A 17196-nucleotide genomic window follows, 5' to 3' on the forward strand; every position below is an offset into this window, starting at 1 on the left:
AAGACTACGAAGCCGCCGGTCCTCGAAAGAGGGCCGGCGGTTTTGCTTTTGTGACGTTTCGTCAGCGGGGTGGTCAAAACCGCGACCGCTCGCTATCTCCACGACCTGTCTGAACGGGGTGGACCCAGATGCGCGTGGCGATGATCGGAACCGGCTATGTGGGCCTGGTCTCGGGGGCCTGTTTCGCTGACTTCGGTCACGTGGTGACCTGTGTCGACAAGGACCCGTCCAAGATCGAGCGGCTGGAGAAGGGCGAGATCCCGATCTTCGAGCCCGGTCTGGATGATCTGGTCGCCTCGAACGTGCGCGGCGGCCGCCTGTTCTTCGCCTTGGACGGCGCCGAGGCCATCCGCGGCGCCGACGCCGTCTTCATCGCCGTGGGCACCCCCTCGCGCCGTGGCGACGGCCATGCCGACCTGTCCTACGTCTATGCGGCCGCTGAAGAGATCGCGGGCCTCATCGAGGGCTTCACCGTCGTGGTGACCAAGTCGACCGTCCCGGTCGGCACCGGCGACGAGATCGAGCGCATCATTCGCGAGCGCCGCCCGGACGCCGAGTTCGCCGTCGTCTCCAATCCCGAGTTCCTGCGCGAAGGCGCGGCCATCGAGGACTTCAAGCGCCCCGACCGCGTCGTGGTCGGCACCGATGACGCCCGCGCCCAGCAGGTGATGCGCGAGCTGTATCGCCCGCTGAACCTCAATGAGACGCCGATCCTGTTCACCGGCCGCCGCACGTCCGAGCTGATCAAATATGCGGCCAACGCCTTCCTGGCGATGAAGATCACCTTCATCAACGAAATGGCGGACCTGTGCGAGGCCGTCGGCGCCGACGTCCAGCAGGTCGCGCGCGGCATCGGCCTGGACAACCGGATCGGCTCCAAATTCCTGCATGCGGGCCCCGGCTACGGGGGGTCCTGCTTCCCCAAGGACACCCTGGCCCTGGTCCGCACCGCTGTGGACGCGGGCACGCCGGTGCGCCTGATCGAGACCACGGTCGAGGTCAACGACGCCCGCAAGAAGGCCATGGCGGGCCGGGTCGCGACCGCGCTGGACAGCGATCTGAAGGGCAAGACCGTCGCCCTGCTGGGCGTCACCTTCAAGCCGAACACCGACGACATGCGCGACGCCCCGTCGCTGGACGTGGTTCCGGCCCTGCTGGCCGCGGGCGCCACGGTTCAGGCCTATGATCCCGAGGGCATGCACGAGGCCGCCAAGCTGCTGGACGGCGTGGTGTTCAAGGACGGCCCCTATGACGCCGTCGAGGGCGCCGACGTGGTCGTGATCCTGACCGAGTGGGACCAGTTCCGCGCCCTGGACCTGGACCGGATCAAGCTGCTGCTGAAGCAGCCGGTCATGGTCGATCTGCGCAACGTCTATCGCCCGGACGACATGCGGGCGCGCGGCTTCCGCTACACCTCGATCGGTCGCGCCTGATCGGGGCCTGATCTAGCGGGAGACGGTCTGGATCAGCTGGGCCTGGGCCACGGCGACCGGATCGGGCTTGGGCAGGAAGGCGCGTCCCGCGCCGATGACCACCGTCGCCGACACCACCGCCGCGATCACCGCGATGGTGGCGAGCCGCAGCCCGTCGACGAATTCCTGATGATCTGGACGCAATCGTCCCCCCCGAGTCGAACGCTGTGCGTATGCAGCATCCCGAGCCGGTGCTTCGCAAGTCACGGAACGGTGTGAGGGGGAAGAAAGTGGCGAGTGGCTGGTGGCGAGTGAATAGTGAAGGTCGGGTGCGGCCCAAGCCGGCGCACTGAACGAGAAAAGGCCCCGGAGTGTCCCCGGGGCCTCTTCCATATTCGCAGGGGTGGCAAACCAGCCACTAGCCACTAGCCACTAGCCACTAGCCACCGCCCGTCAGATCACCCGCGGAATGGGCGGATCAGGATCTCGACGCGACGGTTCTGGGCGCGGCCCTGGGTCGTGCTGTTGTCGGCGATCGGATTGCGCGAGCTGACGCCCGCCACATACAGACGCTCGCGCAGGATGCCGCGGTCGATCAGATAGCTGGCGACCGAAGAGGCGCGGCGCTCGGACAGCGGCTGGTTGATGGCGTCGCCGCCCGAGGAGTCGGTGTGGCCGATGACGTCCACCATCGACTGGTCATACTGCTGCAGGACGCGCGCGACGTCGTCCAGCGTGGCCAGGAAGCGCGAGTCGATGCTCGACTGGTTGGTGGCGAAGGTCACGTCCGACGGCATGCGCAGGATCAGGTTGTCGCCCTGACGGGCCACGCCCACGCCGGTGCCGGACAGTTCGGCTTCCAGCGCGCGTTGCTGACGGTCCATGTACTGGCCGACCGCGGCGCCGCCCAGGGCGCCGATGCCGGCGCCGATCAGGGCGTTCTTGCGGCCTTCCTCGGAGTTCGAGGTGTTGGTCAGATAGCCCAGCAGGGCGCCGCCCAGCGCGCCGGCGATGACGCCGGTGCCGGTGTTGTTGCGACGCGGGGTCGAGCTGTACGGGTCGGTGGTGGTGCAGGCGGCGGCGCCCAGAAGGGCGGCGATGCTGACGCCGGTGATGAAGAGCTTGGCGCGCATGTTGGATCCTTTCGACGATGAGGCCTCAGCCTCTGAAACGCGGCCTTATGGTCAAGGTTCCTCCCTGTACCAAAGCTGAACAAACCGGGTCTGTCATCCCTCGCGTCGCGCCCACGCTTTGCCAAGGTCGTGTCGCAGGGCGTATGGAAATCGCCAGACTTCGACAAAGGCTCGCCACGTGACCGAAACCGCACCCCAGACCCGCGCCCTCGAGCCCGTCTCGATGAAACTGTACGATCAGGACTTCCAGGCGTTCGCCGACGCCCTGGGCGGATCGTTCAAGCGCTACGGCTTCGCCGTCATCGCGGACCACGGCCTGGACGAGCAGGTGATCGGCGACGCCCTGGCGGACGCCAAGGCCTTCTTCGCCCTGCCGGAAGACGTGAAGCGCCAGTATCACCAGCCGGGCGCCGGGGGCGCGCGCGGCCTGACCCCGTTCGGCGTGGAGGCCGCCAAGGGCGCCGCCACCGTCGATCTGAAGGAGTTCTGGCACGTCGGCCGCGAGCTGCCGGAGGGCCACCCCTACCGCAAATACATGCGCGACAATGTCTGGCCGACCGAGGTCGAGGGCTTTCGCGACCATGTCTACGCCATGTTCGTCGCCATGGATGAGCTGGGCGCCAAGGTGCTGCGCGGCATCGCCCGCTACCTGAAGCTCGGCGACGACTATTTCCAGGACAAGGTCCAACTGGGCAATTCGATCCTGCGCATGCTGCACTATCCGCCGGTGGCCGCGGGCGCCGCGGGCGTCCGCGCCGGGGCGCACGAGGACATCAACGTCATCACCCTCCTGCTGGGGGCCGAAGAGCGTGGCCTGCAGCTGAAGGACGCTGACGGCGAGTGGCTGGAAGTCGCTCCGCCTCCGGGCGCCCTGGTGGTCAACATCGGCGACATGCTGCAGCGCCTGACCAACCACGTCCTGCCGTCGACCAGCCACCGGGTGATCAACCCGACCCCGGAACGGGCCAGCTTCGCCCGCTACTCGACGCCCTTCTTCCTGCACTTCAACCCGGACTTCATGATCGAGACCCTGCCGTCCACCGTGACGCCGGAAAATCCCGACCGCTACGAGGGCCAGCCCCTGATGGCCGAGGACTTCCTGACCCAGCGCCTGAAGGAAATCCGGCTGATCTAAGGGGCCTGCGCCGCCGACAAGGGCGACCTCGGCCAACCGGACAGGAGGCGCTTGTCATCCCGGGCGGCGCGCAGCGACGACCCGGGACGCGACGCCAGTCCTTTAGTCCGCCTCCCGGACATCGCGCAGCGATGAGCCGGGAGCAGCGTTCCGTGGCTGCCCGTCTCCCGGATAGCCGCTCCGCGTCTTCCGGGAGGGTAGGGAGGAGCGCCCAGCATCCCGGATCGCGCCTGCGGCGCTTCCGGGATGACAAGGCTCCCCCGGCTGGGAGCCGCTACCCTACTTCGAAATCCTCAGCTGGCTGATGCTCCGGCCGATCGCGGCGAAGGCGGTTTTCAGCGAGGTGCCGTTCTGGGGCAGGTAGACGTAGCTGGGGTTGGTGGCACAGGCCTGCATGACCTCGGTGGCGGTATCGACCACATTGGGGGTGTAGTCGGTGGTGCCCGCGATATCGAAGCCGACGGTGTAGACGATGATGCCCTTGGCCTTCATCGCCTTGCACATCTCGACCGACTGCAGGAAGGGGCTGCCGTTGTTGGAGTTGTGGTTGATCCAGCGCTCGTTCGAGCCGCCGCCGCTGCCCGAGTCCCTCGCCCGCACCCCGTTGTAGTAGACGGCGTTGAACTCGCCGTCGGTCATGATGATCACGACCTTCAGCAGGTTCGGCGTCCCATACGGGTCCGGCGTGCTCTCGGTCGGGAAGATGGAGGCGAAGGTCGGCGAGACCATGTACCAGCCCCAGCCCACGCCGATCTGGCCCGCGGTGCCGCCCTCTGCCTTGTAGGCGTTGATGCGGTCGTGAAGCGTTCCCCGGTTTGTGGTCAGGGGAGTGAAGGTGGTGGTCATGCACCCGCCTTGGCCGACGTCGGTGGTCCCGACGTACGAGAAGGCCACCGGCGTCGTGGACGGCGCCACATCGGTATAGGCGTTCGACCCCACGCGCTCACTGACGCAGTTCGAGGCCTCATAGACGCGCAGATTGTTCTCGTTGTTCGTGAACAGGAAGTACCGGCAACCGTACTCCAGACACTGCACCGTCCCGCCGGAGGTGTAGTTGCTGACCGGCACTGAGGGACCCACGATACCGTTCACCGAGAAGGTCGAGTCTGTCTGTTTGGTGATCGTCCGATAGAAGGCGGGCTGACCGCTGCCGGTGGCCGGGCTGATGTTGTTCTGGCTGTTCAGCTGGGTCATGCCGCCGACGTTCAGGATGCGCACATCCTCGCCCGTCGACAGGCCGTGGTTGTTCGACGTCACCACCACCTCGCAGGTCGAGATCAGGCAGCGCCGGGTGATCCCGCTGTTGGCGGTATAGGTCTGGCGGCCCGAGGTATTGACGGTCGCCCCGGCGAGCGTCTGCAGCGAGAAGCTGTTGTTGTCGATCTTCACGACCTTGAAGATCTGGCCGTTCAGCTGCCCCGCGAGGTCGTTCTTGTTCCACTCGTTGGCGTCGCTGACGCCGCTGACCCAGACGAAGTCGCCGTTTGAATAGCCGTGGTTCGAGACCGAGAAGGTCGCTGTATTGGCCAGGCTGATCCCGCCGATCGTCTTCTGGCTGTTGGCCACCATCCAGGCGGCGGCGCTGATGTTGGTGGCCCCGCGCGCGGCCCCGCGCACGTCGTTCAGATAGCTCCCGGCGTTGACGCCCATGGAGTAGGGGACCAGGGCCATGCGGGTGCGGTTGATGGCCTGATTATCCTGCACCACCAGATCGACCAGATCGTTCGCCGCCGACTGCAGGTCGGTCAGGCGGTTGCCCGCCATTGAGCCGGTGATGTCCAGCACCAGCGACACCTCTATGTCCTTGGTCGCACGGTTGACCTCGGAGTGGGCCCCGACGGCGATGTATTCGTCCATGAACTTGCCGTAGGGCGGCAGGATGATGTGGGCGACCAGGGTCTTCACATCGACCTTGGAGGTGGCGACGACCACCTCGGAATCGCGCAGCACGAAGCTGGTGTCCGCCTCGCGCAGGATGATGTCCGGATAGGCCTTCAGATTGGCCTTCAGCGCCGCCAAGCCGACGCGCTGGATGTCGGCGTTGGCCGTATAGGGCGAGCGGGCGGCGGCCAGGGTGGCGGCGTCCAGCGCATCCTGCAGGTTCACCCGCACGGTCGAGGCGCGGTGGATATCAACCCCCCCGACGGTCATCAGGACCAGCACCGGTACGCTCAGGCCGAAGATCATGGCGACATTGCCGCGCGTCTCGCTCGCCAGACGGCGGACGAAGGCCCGCGCGCCGCGCGTGATCCCGGAAAGCCAGTGGGTGATCATCATCGTCCCGCCCGTCGCCTCGTCACGGGCATGACGCGCCCGCAATCAGTCCCGTAACCATGACCGGTTCCGGTTAAGGGAAGGCTCACTTCGGACGGTTAACCCGGCGGCGACGAACCGCCGGGCTGCTGTCAGGTCCGGCGATCAGGCGTCCCAGCCGCAGTCCTTGCCGCGGTTCTGGACCGTCAGCCAGGCGTTCAGCGGGGCGAAGTAGTCGGCCACCGCCGAGGCGTCGTTGCCGCGCTCGCCGGTGAAGGCTTCCATCGCTTCCGGCCACGGACGCGACTGGCCCATCTCCAGCATGCGGTTGAAGCGCTCGCCGACTTCCTTGTTGCCGTAGATCGAGCAGCGGTGCAGCGGCCCGGTCCAGCCCGCCTGCTTGCAGGCCGCGCGCTGGAACTGGAACTGGTAGATGTGGGCCAGGAAGTAGCGGGTGTACGGGGTGTTGCCCGGGATGTGGTACTTGGCGCCCGGGTCGAAGGCGTTGGCCGGACGCTCGCCCGGCGGGACAAGACCCTGATACTTCAGCATATTGGCCGACCAGGCGTCGTTGTACTCCGCCGGGCTGGTCTCGCCCGAGAACACGCCCCAGCGCCAGCGGTCGACCATCAGGCCGAACGGCAGGAAGGCGATCTTGTCCAGCGCCATCTTGAGCAGGAAGGGGATGTCCTCTTCCGCGCCCGGCGTGGTCTGCAGCAGGCCGATCTGGTTCAGATAGGTGGGCGTCAGGGCCGACAGGCCGACGAAGTCGCCGATGGCCTCGTGGAAGCCGTCGTTCGCCCCGTTCTTGAACAGGAAGGGCTGATCCTTGTAGGCGCGTTGGTAGTAGTTGTGACCCAGCTCGTGGTGGACGGTATAGAAGTCGTCGCCGTTCACCTGGGTGCACATCTTGATGCGGATGTCGTCACGGTTGTCCAGGTCCCAGGCCGAGGCGTGGCAGACCACTTCGCGGTCGCGCGGACGGGTAATCATCGACCGCTCCCAGAAGGTCTGGGGCAGGGCCTCGAGCCCCAGCGAGGTGTAGAAGCCCTCGCCCGTGCGAACCATGCGGGTCGCGTCATAGTTCTGGCTGGTCAGCAGGTTGGTCAGGTCATAGCTCGACGCGCCGCCGGTGGTCGGGGCCACGACGTCGTAGATGTTCCCCCACTGCTGCGACCACATATTGCCCAGCAGGTCGGCGCGGATCGGGCCGTGGTCCGGCTGGACCGCATCGCCATACTTCGCGTTCAGGCGGCCGCGCACATAGCAGTGCAGGTTCACATAGAAGGGCTTCACCTGTTCCCACAGGCGGTCGGTCTCGGCGGCGAAGGCGTCCGGGTCCATGTCATAGCCCGCGCGCCACATGGCGCCGGTGTCGGCGAAGCCGAGCTCGCGGCTGCCTTCGTTGGCGATCTCGACCATGCGGGCATAGTCGCGGGCCATGACCGGCGAGATGGTGCGCCAGCCTTCGTACAGGGCCTTGGTCTGCGCCGGATCACGGCTCTCGGCGATCAGGATGTTCGCCTCGTCCAGGGTGATCTCGCGGCCCTGATACTGGAACTTGCCGGTGGCGTAGGTGGAGTCCAGACGGGTGGTGATGTCCGACAGCTCGCTGGCCGCGCCCGCGCGCGCCGGGGCGGGCAGGACGATACCGAGGCGCAGCAGGTTCAGCTTGCGGCGGACGTCGGCCGGGACCTGCACGTCGTTGAAGCGTGCGGCCTGGCCGGCCAGCCGCACCTGCACCTCGGTGACCTCGGCGTTGATCTTGCTCTCGAGCCACATGGTGTCGAAGGTGATGTTGGTGGCCCGCGTCCACTGGATGCGCGCGGCCTCCTCGTTCAGCTCGGCCAGCTGGCGCTCGGCGTCAGCGACGAAGTTGGCGGCCTCGGCGGCGGTGGGGGCGGCGTTGACGATCTCGCCGCTGGTCAGCGGGCGCACCTGGAACTGGCCGGCCGGCGCCTCGGACCGGGTGTCGAAATAGCCGTCGCCGATGCTGGCGCAGGCGGCGACGCCCAGCGCGAGCGCGCAGACGGCGGTCGCGGTCATCAGGGAACGCTTCATGGGATCCTCCTCGCGGCCTCCCGCCGCGCTTGGGCGGCAAGGGACCGGAGCGGAGCCATAACGTCAAGCGGGGCGGTTCCCGGATGGCGCCCGTTCGCGACGAAGCGACGGATCCGGACGACTAACCGGTCACGCAGGCGTTCAGCCCGTCGTTCCTGACCGTGCCCATGGCGGCCTGAATCCGCGAGGCGCGGCGACGGACATAGGGGCCGGGCTCGGCCGCCTTGTAGCGGCGCGGGGAGGGCAGGATGGCCGCCAGCCGGGCGGCCTCGCGCGCGGTCAGGTCGGCGGCGCTCTTGCCGTACCAGTGCCGGGCGGCGGCCTCGGCGCCGTACACGCCCGGCCCCCATTCGGCGACGTTCAGATAGACTTCCATGATCCGGCGCTTGCCCCAGGTCGTCTCGATCAGGACCGTGTAGCCGGCCTCCAGCCCCTTGCGGACCCAGTCCCGGCCCGGCCACAGGAAGACGTTCTTGGCGGTCTGCTGGCTGATGGTCGAGCCGCCCCGGATGCGTCCGCGCCCGCGCTTCTCGGTCCGGGCGTTGTTCTGCAGCGCCTTCTCGATGGCCTTCATGTCAAAGCCGCTGTGGGCGCAGAAGGTCGCGTCCTCGGACGCGATCACCGCATCCACCAGCCGGGGCGAGATGTCGTTCAGCGACCGCCAGCGATAGTCACGGCCCTCCCCCTGGAACAGGCGGGTGGTCATCAGCCAGGTCTGCGGCGGCGGCACGAACCGGTACAGGGCCACCCCGCCGAACACGAGCACGGCCAGGACCCCGACCACGGTCAGGATCGGTCGCGCCTTCTTGCGTTTGGGAGCCCCCATCATGGGCGGATGTTTGGGCGGTCCGACGGACCTGTGCAAGAGGCGTCAGGCGGCCAGCACCGGCGGCGACCCCCTGTGTCCGCACTCCAGCCCGGCGGCGCGCACATCGGCCTCGCCGATCCCGGCGCCGACCAGCTTCAGCACGCTCTCCAGCACCGTATCCAGCGGCTTTGCGATCTCGCCCAGGATGTCGCGCAGGGTCGTGGGCAGGCCGGGGACCGGCAGGCCCAGTCCCAGCAGCTGGATATCCAGCTGGGCGTTGGCCACCAGACTGGTCAGGGTCGAACCGAGGATGCTCCTGGACCCGATGGTCTGGGCCTTCAGCCCGTTGATGTCGTCCCGGGTGAATTTCAGCCTCATGTCGCCGGAGTCGCCGACATTGATTCGGGCGGCGCCGCGCACCTTCAGCGCAGCGGTGTCCAGCACGGCCGCGGGGGTCAGCTCGGCGTCACGCGAGAAGTCGGACAGGCGTGTCGAGGTGATCTCGCCCAGCGCCACGCTGGCGATGCCCGAGCGGGCCGTGACGGTGAAGGAATCGGTCTGACAGTCGATGGACGTCAGGGCCGCCTTGCCGCTGGCCACCTCGGCATAGACCGGCAGATGGACCCGGCCCAGACCGGCCAGGTTGGCGGTGGTGATGTCCACATGCAGCCGCACCTGCGCCGTGCGCACCACGGTGGTGCCGTCGCGGGCCACGGTCAGCCAGGGCGATTTCTGCTCCCGCTCGCCGACGGCCAGCCGCACGGTGGCGGTGACGGGCGCGTCGACCTTGGCGTTCAGTTCGATCGTCTGCGGCCCCGCCGCCTCGCCCAGCGCGGCGTTCAACAGGTCCCACACCGGCACCTTGGCGTTGATGTCGCCCTTCACCCCCGGCGCGACGCTGATCAGGGAGTTGAGCCGCAGGTTGCGATCCGGCGCGGTGCCGATGGAGGCAGAGAGGCTCTTCAACGCGACATTGGCCTGACCGGTGGTGCCACGCGCCAGCGCGTCCACCAGCTTGCGGGTCGACAGGCTGCGGGTCAGCAGTTCCTCGCGGTCGTCCTCGGACAGGGTCTCGCCCAGATCGTTCAGAAGGTCATCCACATCGAGGCTGGAGGTCAGCAGGCTGTCGTACGAGACGGCGGTCAGCTGGATCTCACGACCGATCAGCTGGGTCAGCAGGGCGTTGACGATGGGCGGGTCCAGGCTCAGCAGGCGCGAGCCGATGGAGAAGGCGGCGGCGTCGCGGGCCGGGCGGATGGCCACGGCGGACTTCTCGACCCGCACCGAGCCGATGCCCAGCATCGAGCCGAAGAACAGGGGCACGTCCTCGCGCAGCACCACCCGGACGGCGTCGGGCATGGCGCCGTCGGGATTGAAGCGGTCGGCGACGGGCACATCGGCCTGTCCCCGGTATTCGCCCAGCGCCACCTGCCGCACGCTGGCGCCCGACTGCTTCAGCGTCAGCACGCGCCGGACCGTGGTCTCTGCGGTGGCCAGATTGCCGGCGGCCGAGACGGCGGCGGTGTCGGCCAGCCCCTGCAGGGCGCGGGCGCGGAACTCCACCGAGGCCGCGTCGATGGTGGCGGCGGTCCCGGTGATGACCAGCACCGACACCAGCACCGACAGGGCGCCCACCCCGCCGCGCTGGTCGCGCAGCAGGCGTTTCAGCAGCCCCTTCATCCCGCGGCCTGCGGAATGACGACGATCGCCTGCCGGGTCACATTGCGGTCGGGCATCGGGATCACCTTGGCCAGATCGTAGTCGGGCAGGGTGGTGGTCACCGACACCGCGTACAGGTCGCCGTCGCGCCATGCCCGCCAGGTCCGGGTCGCGCCCTTCTCGACGGGCACGCGGGTCACGGCCCCGGTCATCATATTGGTGACGATGGTCAGCCGTTCGGCGTCGTTCAGCCCCGCCACGGCGGCGCGGGCGCCGTCGCTGGCTAGGTTCTGGGTCTGGGAAGCCACGGTGAACCAGCGACTGTAGAAGACGCCGCCGGCCACCAGCGCCAGCAGGGCGGGCGCCAATATGGCGAACTCAACCGCGGCGCCGCCGCGCGTGCAGGTCAGGAAGGGTCGTTTTAGCGGGCGCGCCATAGGGGCGCCTTTCCGGCGCCGGGCGTGGATTTGAGGATGCTCTCGGCCATGGTCCGCCGGGTCTTCGGGCATTCGGCCAGCGCAATGATCCGCCATTCCTCGGGAGAGAGATCCTCCATGGCGACCGGTTTCGCCCGCGCGGGCGCGGACGCCTCGGAGCGGGGCGGGACTTCAAGTCCCAGGAAGCCAGGAACGGGTTTGGCGGCTTGCGACATGGAGCTAAAATAACGCCGTGTTGCCTAATACACTCTAAACGAGCGTGATAATTCATTGCTCGGAAAAAGGGTGATTTCCCACTGGCTTGACCGCTCACCGCGCGTAAACGCACGCCGGATTCCCGCCGGGCATGGTAGTTTTTTCCCTGATCAGGAATCAGGTTTCCGAGACGCCCGCCTGGCCGTCTTCATCCGCCCAGGCCACGCGACGCGAGTCCCTGCTCATCGCCAGGGCGACGATGGGGGCGCCCTTCTCGGCCTTGAGGAAGTTGAGTCCCTGGCCCGCCGGATCGGCCAGCCACACCCGACCGTCGGTCAGGCCCGCGGCCAGCAGGCCGGATTTCGGCGTCGAGGCCACCAGGGCGATCAGGCTGTTCTCGTCATAGCCGATCTCGGTCGCCTCACGCCCCATCGGGCCATTGGCGCCGACGAAGGGCCACAGCACCACGCCCTGCGCGCCCGAGGTGGCCATCAGCTGGCCGCCGGACAGGAAGCTGACCGACTTCACCTTGCCGGGATAGCCGCCCATGCGCAGGTTCTTCTGGTCCTTGATCCGCCAGCCGTGCAGCTGGTTGTCCTGCATGGCGGTGATGACGAAGGCCCCGTCCGGCGAGAAGGCGACGCTGGTGTGCGATCCCGCCCACTTCAGCATCGTCGGCTTCTGGTCGGCGATTCGCGCGAACCACAGCGCCGCGCCGCCATAGGTCGAGGTTGCGATCCGCCGACCCTTGGGCTCGAAGGCCACGCCCGAGACGGTCCGCTCATGCGCGAAGTCCCGGCGGAAGGTCGCGTCCTTCGCGTCGATGACCGAGAGGGTCTTGCCCGCCGAGAAGGCGATCAGCCCGCTCTCAGCCGAGGCGTCGATGGAGTCGATCCACGCGCCCTTTGCGGTGGCCAGCAGCCCGGCCTCGCCCTTGCGGTGCCAGATCACCCGCCCGTCGTCGCCGCCGGTCACGACGCCTTCGCCCGACGGGTGCAGGCAGGCGCACAGGATGGCGCCGTCGTGGGCGATGCTGAAGGTCCCATCCTCGAACCGCACCGCCCCGTCGCCGAGGGCGAAGATCGCGCCGTCCTTGTCGAACAGGGCGGCGGTCGGCTGGGCGTCAAACTGGAAGCTGGTCATGCGGCGGCCTTGGGGGCGATCGTGAAGTCAGTCGAGGCGTATGCCCCCTGCGGCGTTGCGTTCCAATAGCCGCCTCAGGCCGCGCAGGCCTCGAACCCGGCGCGCAGGGCGGCTTCGTCCAGATCACGGCCGATGAAGACGGCGCGGCTCCAGCGGCGTTCCTTGTCGCCCCACGGCTTCTGCAGGTCGCCCTCCAGGATCATGTGCACGGCCTGGAAGACCAGACGACGATCCTCGCCGGCCACCTCGATGATACCCTTGGCGCGCAGGATGTTCTGACCCTGCGAACCCAGCAGTTCGTCCAGCCACTTGGTGAACTTCTGGCCGTCCAGCGGGCGGTCCAGCGACAGGGCTATGCCCTTGATATCGTCCTGGTGGGCATGACCCCGAGGACCGTGGTCATGCGCGTGATCATGGGAATGATCATGGTCGTGATGCGCGTGGTCGTGATCATGACCACAGTGTTCGTCGTGCACATGGCCGTCGGCGCCGTGTGGCGGATTGACGAAGTCGGGGCGCACCTCGGTGATCCGCTCCAGATCGAAGCCGTGCACGCCGAGCACCTGATCCAGCGGCACGTTCGAGCGCTCGGCGCGGGTGATCGGGGCCAGCGGGTTTAGCGCGCGCAGGCGGCGCTCGACCTCGGCCAGTTCCTCGCCCGAGACCAGATCGACCTTGTTCAGGATGATGCGGTCGGCGAAGGCCACCTGCTCGCGCGCCTCCTTGGAGTCATCCAGACGCGCCATCACATGCTTGGCGTCGACCAGGGCCGTGACGCTGTCCAGCTGGGTCTTGGCCTTGACCTCGTCGTCCACGAAGAAGGTCTGGGCCACCGGGCCGGGGTCGGCCAGGCCGGTCGTCTCGACGATGATGGCGTCAAAGGCGGGCTTGCCCGGACGCTGGCGTTTCATCAGGCCCGCGACCACGCGGATCAGGTCGCCGCGCACCGTGCAGCAGACGCAGCCGTTGTTCATCTCGAACACGTCTTCATCCGCCCCGACCACCAGATCGTTGTCGATGCCGATTTCGCCGAACTCATTGACGATGACGGCATACCGCTTGCCGTGGTCCTCGGTGAGGATGCGGTTCAGCAGGGTGGTCTTGCCCGCGCCGAGATAGCCGGTGAGCACGGTGACGGGGATCTTGGCGTTTGCGGAGGCGGTGTCGGTCATGGCGCACATCTAGGCGCCGCATGGCCCGGATGAAAGAGACTTAACTTGTCTGATGTCGGGGAAGGGCGCGTCATCACCCCATGTTGTCCCTCCTGCTCGCCCTGACTGCTCCCGATCCGGCCTGCTCGGCCGCGTTCGAACAGCTGCGCGCCGCCGGTTCGGTCGAGGCCGCCTATGTCGCCCAGGTCGGCTGGGCGAAGGCGGATCTCGGCGACGGGCAGGGGCGGTGGTTCCTGATCGACACCGGCGCCAACCGCTCGGCGCTGGACCGCGGGGCGGCGACCGCGCTCGGCCTGCCGGACGAGGGCGCGACCACGGTCGAGGGCACGGCGGGCGTGGTTCAGGCCGCGTCCACCACCATTCCGCGCTTCACCCTCGGCGCCCTGTCCATGCCCCTGTCGCCGACGGTGTCGGACCTGTCCGGTCTGGCCGGGCCCAACGGCGAGCCGGTGGCGGGCATCCTTGGCTCCGACGCCTTCGGGCGCTCGGTCCTGGTCTTCGATTTCGAGCGCGGGCGTCTGGCCATCGCCTCAGAAAGCGAGGCCTCGCGCACGGCGGCGGCCTGCGGGCGCGGCGTGGCCATGAGCAATGACAACGGCATCCCTCGTGTCGAGGGCGAGGTGGACGGCCGCCCGGTCGCCCTGCGCTACGATTCCGGCGCGGGCCTGTTCGACAGCCCGCATCTCTGGGTCAACCTGTCCGAGCCCCAATTCTCCGCCGTCCTCGACGGACGCGGCGCGGGCGTGCCGGTGCAGGTCTTGGGCGGCAGCGGAACGGGCGGGCAGCTTCGCCTTCCGGTGCATCTGGCCACGGACTTCCGGCTCGGCGACCTGCATTGGGACCAGCCCCGTCTGATCATCCAGCCGCCCCAGGGCTATTTCGCGCGACCGGAGGCCGTCGGCTTCATCGGCAACGCTGCGTTCCGACCCTTCGGCGTGGTGGTCGTGGACTATCCCGCCGGCCGCCTGACCGTCCCGCCCGCCGGTGAGCGGGATAATGCAGGGTTGCGGTCAGTGACCAGGTAAAGGATGTTTCGTCCTGGGGGGCGTGCCGATGGACAAGAAACACTTGGACCCGTTCGACGGGGTCTACGCATCGGTCACCGCGACCATGCAGGCGCACGCGCGAGATCGGCTCGTCCCTCCTGACCAGGACTGGCTGCAGGCGCTGATCGTCGCCTTTGCGAAAGAGCGTGATCGCTGGGAAACCGCGATAGAGCTCGCCCCCTACCGACGCCGATGGGTGAGGCTCCGCTCGAAGGCCATGTGGCTGGTCGCCGGGGCCTATCTGCACATCGGTTATGATCTTCCTCGCGCGATGGCTGACAACTGGCCCGGCACGGGGTGGTGGGGAACGGGGCCAAACAAGGATCGGGCCGGACGGATATTCTTTGTCGAGCTGGAGACAGTCTTTCCCGATCAACTCGCCAGAACGTTCCGCTCGCACAAGCTTGTCGGCTGGCCGAGCGCCGTGTCCTGGCTGGTGACGCCAGGAATGTTCAAGGCGGCCTCGCTCTGGGTCCATTCGTTGCGGCAGGGGGCCTGGATCCATGCCGAAGTGCTGGCGACCAGGACAAAGCGGGCGCTGCGGGAGGCGAAGATGGCCGAAGCGATAGAGGCTGCCCTCGCTGACGCCTCCGATGTCTTTCTCTGGCGGACCTTCAATTACCGCTCGCCGGAAGGCGCCGTCTGGCTCAGCCCGGCGTTGGCCGGCCTGTCGGTAACGAGTCTCGGGTTGGCCCAGTCTGTCGTTACAGGCGTTGTGGCGGCGGTGGTCGTATTGCTCCTCGGCGCGGCATGGTCTCGGAAGCGGCAGGAAGACCAGCAGTTGGAGGACTTTGTGGACCTGTGGGGGCGGCTGGCGAGCGAGTATCTCCGGATTGCGGTCAATACGCCGGACGATTTCCGCAGCCGCCGCAAACGGAGGCGCTCCCTGCTCGGTTTGCCCGCTCTCGAAGACATCGAGGGGCGTCGGTCGGATGACGACGGCCCGCGCCGCGCCGACTAGCAGTTCGGGCAGTCGGGCAGGGCGCCGTTTTCCAGCTGCAGGGTGGTGTGGCCGATTTCAAAGCGTTTCCGGGCCAGCGTCTGGGCCTCGATCAGCAGGGCGTCGGCATCCGTCCGATCATGCACCAGATGGGCCGTCAGGGCGGTCTCGGTGGTCGACAGGCCCCAGACGTGCAGGTCGTGCACCGCCTTCACTCCCGGCAGGGCCAGGAAGGCGGCGCGGATGGCGCCGACATCCACTCCGCGCGGGGCGGCGTCCAGCGCCAGATTGACCGAGTCCTTCAGCAGACCCCACGTCCCCAGCATGATCACCACCACGATCAGCACGCTGACGATGGGATCGATGATCGACCAGCCGGTCAGCAGGATCGCCCCGCCGGCGATGACCACGCCGATCGACACCGCCGCGTCGGCCATCATGTGCAGATAGGCGCCGCGCACGTTCAGGTCCTTGTGCTGGTCCTTCATGAACAGCAGGGCGGTGCCCAGATTGATCACGAAGCCGATGCCCGCGACGATCATGATGGTGGTCGAGCCCACCGGCGCCGGTTCGGCGAAGCGGCGGAAGGCCTCGAAGGCGATGGCGCCGCAGGCGAAGATCAGCAGCAGGGCGTTGAACAGGGCGGCCAGCACCGTCGCCTTGCCGTAGCCGTAGGTCTTGGCCGCGACCGCCGTGCGCCGCGCCAGCCAGGCCGCGCCCCCCGCCATGGCCAGTCCCAGCACATCTGACAGATTGTGCCCCGCGTCAGCCATCAGGGCGGTCGAGCCGCTGATGATGCCGGCCCCGAACTCGACCGCGACGAAGGCCAGGTTGACGATCAGCCCGACCGCATAGCGCCAGTCGCCGGTGTCCACCGGCCCATGATGGTGACCGCCGAAGCCATGGCTGTGGCTGTGGTCGTGATCATGGTCGTGCCCGTGATCATGGCCGTGATCGTGACCATGGGAGTGGTCGTGGTCGCCGTGATCGTGTGCGTGGTCGTGGGCCATGGCCGTCCCTAGGCCTCGCCGTGCCCACCGTCAATGCGGGCGTGATCTAAGTCCTTGAATGTAAATATATAACCTTTCACCGGCGGATCAGTGCTGGTGGAAGGCCACCAGCAGGCCGATGCCGATCAGGGCCACGCCCAGCACCGCGCTTTCGTATCGCGCCCAGCGCTCCAGCCGCAGCACGGACCAGCCCGCCCGGGCCAGCAGGGTGAAGGCCGCCATCCCGGCCACCGTCCCCGCCGCGAAGGTCAGGGTCAGGGCGGCCAGGACCAGCAGCCCCTCGGTCGCCTGCGACAGATAGATGGGCAGCAGCACCTCGCCCGGAGAGACAGCCATCATGGCCACAAGCCCCCAGAAGGCGGCGGCGTGGGACACGCTGGGCTCGGGCAGGTCCATCTCCGGCCCGCCCGCCAGACGCGGACGTCGCAGGGTGGCCCGCGCCAGATAGAAGGCGCCGAACAGGAACAGCAGCACCGCCGCGATGTGCGGCAGCAGGCCCGCGATCCACTGGTCCAGCGCCAGTCCGGCGATGACGATCAGGCCGCCGACGACCGCCGTGGTGGAGATATGGGCCAGACCGGCCGCGCCCACCGCGCCCAGCACCTGAGGCAGGCTCCAGCGCTGCGCCCGGCCGACCAGCACGAACGGCAGCCAGTGGGTCGGCAGGGCGGCGTGCAGGAAGGCCGTCGCGAAGCCGGTGCCCAGCAGGGACAGCAGGAGGGGGTGCTCAAGATCGGACGGCGACATTGCTCGTCCTGTAGCGTGTTACTTTATAACGGTCGAGCCCGGCGG

General features: G+C 67.9%; 17 protein-coding genes. 5 read left to right on the plus strand and 12 right to left on the minus strand.

Translation table 11 applies throughout. The features are described 5' to 3' along the window. The first annotated feature begins 128 nt into the window (after positions 1-128). Positions 129-1433 (plus strand): UDP-glucose dehydrogenase family protein, encoded by a 1305-nt coding sequence (locus tag ACTIEF_RS12255; protein WP_439472427.1) that lies wholly within the window; start codon positions 129-131, stop codon positions 1431-1433. A 12-nt stretch (positions 1434-1445) separates the two neighbouring features. Here the strand turns inward: ACTIEF_RS12255 and ACTIEF_RS12260 are convergent, their stop codons facing one another. Both ACTIEF_RS12260 and ACTIEF_RS12265 read right to left on the minus strand, forming a co-directional pair. Next, positions 1446-1616 carry a hypothetical protein gene (locus tag ACTIEF_RS12260; RefSeq protein ID WP_439472428.1) on the minus strand — a complete coding sequence of 57 codons (171 nt, stop codon included), beginning with the start codon at positions 1614-1616 and terminating at the stop codon, positions 1446-1448. Between the two features lie 254 nt (positions 1617-1870). Next, positions 1871-2545 carry an OmpA family protein gene (locus ACTIEF_RS12265; protein WP_439472429.1) on the minus strand — a complete coding sequence of 225 codons (675 nt, stop codon included), beginning with the start codon at positions 2543-2545 and terminating at the stop codon, positions 1871-1873. 223 nt (positions 2546-2768) lie between these two features. On the opposite strand from ACTIEF_RS12265, the gene ACTIEF_RS12270 reads away from it, so the two are divergent. Then, complete coding sequence (locus tag ACTIEF_RS12270) at positions 2769-3680, plus strand: isopenicillin N synthase family dioxygenase (RefSeq protein WP_439472670.1); 912 nt, start codon at positions 2769-2771, stop codon at positions 3678-3680. Positions 3681-3959: 279 nt separating this feature from the next. Here ACTIEF_RS12270 and ACTIEF_RS12275 read toward each other — a convergent pair whose 3' ends face one another. The 8 genes from ACTIEF_RS12275 to ACTIEF_RS12310 form a co-directional block, all read right to left on the minus strand. Continuing rightward, positions 3960-5957, minus strand: a complete 1998-nt coding sequence (locus tag ACTIEF_RS12275; protein ID WP_439472430.1) for a pilus assembly protein TadG-related protein — start codon at positions 5955-5957, stop codon at positions 3960-3962. A 141-nt stretch (positions 5958-6098) separates the two neighbouring features. Continuing rightward, positions 6099-7994 carry a M2 family metallopeptidase gene (locus tag ACTIEF_RS12280; protein ID WP_439472431.1) on the minus strand — a complete coding sequence of 632 codons (1896 nt, stop codon included), beginning with the start codon at positions 7992-7994 and terminating at the stop codon, positions 6099-6101. A gap of 121 nt (positions 7995-8115) precedes the next feature. Further along, entirely contained in the window at positions 8116-8820 is a 705-nt protein-coding gene (gene mtgA / locus ACTIEF_RS12285; RefSeq protein ID WP_439472671.1) for a monofunctional biosynthetic peptidoglycan transglycosylase, read from the minus strand. 45 nt (positions 8821-8865) lie between these two features. After that, a complete protein-coding gene (locus ACTIEF_RS12290) occupies positions 8866-10482 on the minus strand; it encodes a TadG family pilus assembly protein (RefSeq protein ID WP_439472432.1) in 1617 nt (538 codons plus the stop codon). Next, positions 10479-10898 (minus strand): TadE/TadG family type IV pilus assembly protein, encoded by a 420-nt coding sequence (locus ACTIEF_RS12295; protein WP_439472433.1) that lies wholly within the window; start codon positions 10896-10898, stop codon positions 10479-10481. Before ACTIEF_RS12295 ends, ACTIEF_RS12290 begins: the two co-directional genes overlap by 4 nt. Further along, on the minus strand, positions 10883-11017 hold the full coding sequence (locus ACTIEF_RS12300; protein ID WP_439472434.1) for a hypothetical protein: 135 nt from the start codon (positions 11015-11017) through the stop codon (positions 10883-10885). Before ACTIEF_RS12300 ends, ACTIEF_RS12295 begins: the two co-directional genes overlap by 16 nt. A gap of 253 nt (positions 11018-11270) precedes the next feature. Beyond that, complete coding sequence (locus tag ACTIEF_RS12305) at positions 11271-12236, minus strand: WD40 repeat domain-containing protein (RefSeq protein WP_439472435.1); 966 nt, start codon at positions 12234-12236, stop codon at positions 11271-11273. A 74-nt stretch (positions 12237-12310) separates the two neighbouring features. Next, positions 12311-13408 (minus strand): CobW family GTP-binding protein, encoded by a 1098-nt coding sequence (locus tag ACTIEF_RS12310; RefSeq protein WP_439472436.1) that lies wholly within the window; start codon positions 13406-13408, stop codon positions 12311-12313. Between the two features lie 80 nt (positions 13409-13488). Here ACTIEF_RS12310 and ACTIEF_RS12315 point away from each other — a divergent pair, with 80 nt between their 5' ends. Next, positions 13489-14433, plus strand: coding sequence for an aspartyl protease family protein (locus ACTIEF_RS12315; protein WP_439472437.1), 945 nt, complete (start codon positions 13489-13491; stop codon positions 14431-14433). A 28-nt stretch (positions 14434-14461) separates the two neighbouring features. Then, a complete protein-coding gene (locus ACTIEF_RS12320) occupies positions 14462-15415 on the plus strand; it encodes a DUF5995 family protein (RefSeq protein WP_439472438.1) in 954 nt (317 codons plus the stop codon). Here ACTIEF_RS12320 and ACTIEF_RS12325 read toward each other — a convergent pair. Next, the gene (locus ACTIEF_RS12325) at positions 15412-16269 is read right to left on the minus strand and encodes a cation diffusion facilitator family transporter (RefSeq protein WP_439472439.1); all 858 of its coding nucleotides are present in this window, start codon (positions 16267-16269) and stop codon (positions 15412-15414) included. The genes ACTIEF_RS12320 and ACTIEF_RS12325 overlap by 4 nt on opposite strands. A 6-nt stretch (positions 16270-16275) precedes the next feature. Between ACTIEF_RS12325 and ACTIEF_RS12330 the strand changes: the two genes are divergently transcribed. Further along, positions 16276-16416 carry a hypothetical protein gene (locus tag ACTIEF_RS12330; RefSeq protein WP_439472440.1) on the plus strand — a complete coding sequence of 47 codons (141 nt, stop codon included), beginning with the start codon at positions 16276-16278 and terminating at the stop codon, positions 16414-16416. 75 nt (positions 16417-16491) lie between these two features. Here the strand turns inward: ACTIEF_RS12330 and ACTIEF_RS12335 are convergent, their stop codons facing one another. Continuing rightward, positions 16492-17151, minus strand: a complete 660-nt coding sequence (locus tag ACTIEF_RS12335) for a hypothetical protein (protein ID WP_439472441.1) — start codon at positions 17149-17151, stop codon at positions 16492-16494. Positions 17152-17196 lie beyond the last annotated feature (45 nt).

Source organism: Brevundimonas sp., from assembly GCF_051858995.1.
Lineage (GTDB): Bacteria > Pseudomonadota > Alphaproteobacteria > Caulobacterales > Caulobacteraceae > Brevundimonas.

Coding starts and splice junctions, on each gene's coding strand:
- ACTIEF_RS12255 (WP_439472427.1), top strand. CDS start 129: ATGCGCGTGGCGATGATCGGAACCGGCTATGTGGGCCTGGTCTCGGGG.
- ACTIEF_RS12265 (WP_439472429.1), bottom strand. CDS start 2,545: ATGCGCGCCAAGCTCTTCATCACCGGCGTCAGCATCGCCGCCCTTCTG.
- ACTIEF_RS12270 (WP_439472670.1), top strand. CDS start 2,769: ATGAAACTGTACGATCAGGACTTCCAGGCGTTCGCCGACGCCCTGGGC.
- ACTIEF_RS12275 (WP_439472430.1), bottom strand. CDS start 5,957: ATGATGATCACCCACTGGCTTTCCGGGATCACGCGCGGCGCGCGGGCC.
- ACTIEF_RS12280 (WP_439472431.1), bottom strand. CDS start 7,994: ATGAAGCGTTCCCTGATGACCGCGACCGCCGTCTGCGCGCTCGCGCTG.
- mtgA (WP_439472671.1), bottom strand. CDS start 8,820: ATGGGGGCTCCCAAACGCAAGAAGGCGCGACCGATCCTGACCGTGGTC.
- ACTIEF_RS12290 (WP_439472432.1), bottom strand. CDS start 10,482: ATGAAGGGGCTGCTGAAACGCCTGCTGCGCGACCAGCGCGGCGGGGTG.
- ACTIEF_RS12295 (WP_439472433.1), bottom strand. CDS start 10,898: ATGGCGCGCCCGCTAAAACGACCCTTCCTGACCTGCACGCGCGGCGGC.
- ACTIEF_RS12300 (WP_439472434.1), bottom strand. CDS start 11,017: ATGGAGGATCTCTCTCCCGAGGAATGGCGGATCATTGCGCTGGCCGAA.
- ACTIEF_RS12305 (WP_439472435.1), bottom strand. CDS start 12,236: ATGACCAGCTTCCAGTTTGACGCCCAGCCGACCGCCGCCCTGTTCGAC.
- ACTIEF_RS12310 (WP_439472436.1), bottom strand. CDS start 13,408: ATGACCGACACCGCCTCCGCAAACGCCAAGATCCCCGTCACCGTGCTC.
- ACTIEF_RS12315 (WP_439472437.1), top strand. CDS start 13,489: ATGTTGTCCCTCCTGCTCGCCCTGACTGCTCCCGATCCGGCCTGCTCG.
- ACTIEF_RS12320 (WP_439472438.1), top strand. CDS start 14,462: ATGGACAAGAAACACTTGGACCCGTTCGACGGGGTCTACGCATCGGTC.
- ACTIEF_RS12330 (WP_439472440.1), top strand. CDS start 16,276: ATGATGGTGACCGCCGAAGCCATGGCTGTGGCTGTGGTCGTGATCATG.
- ACTIEF_RS12335 (WP_439472441.1), bottom strand. CDS start 17,151: ATGTCGCCGTCCGATCTTGAGCACCCCCTCCTGCTGTCCCTGCTGGGC.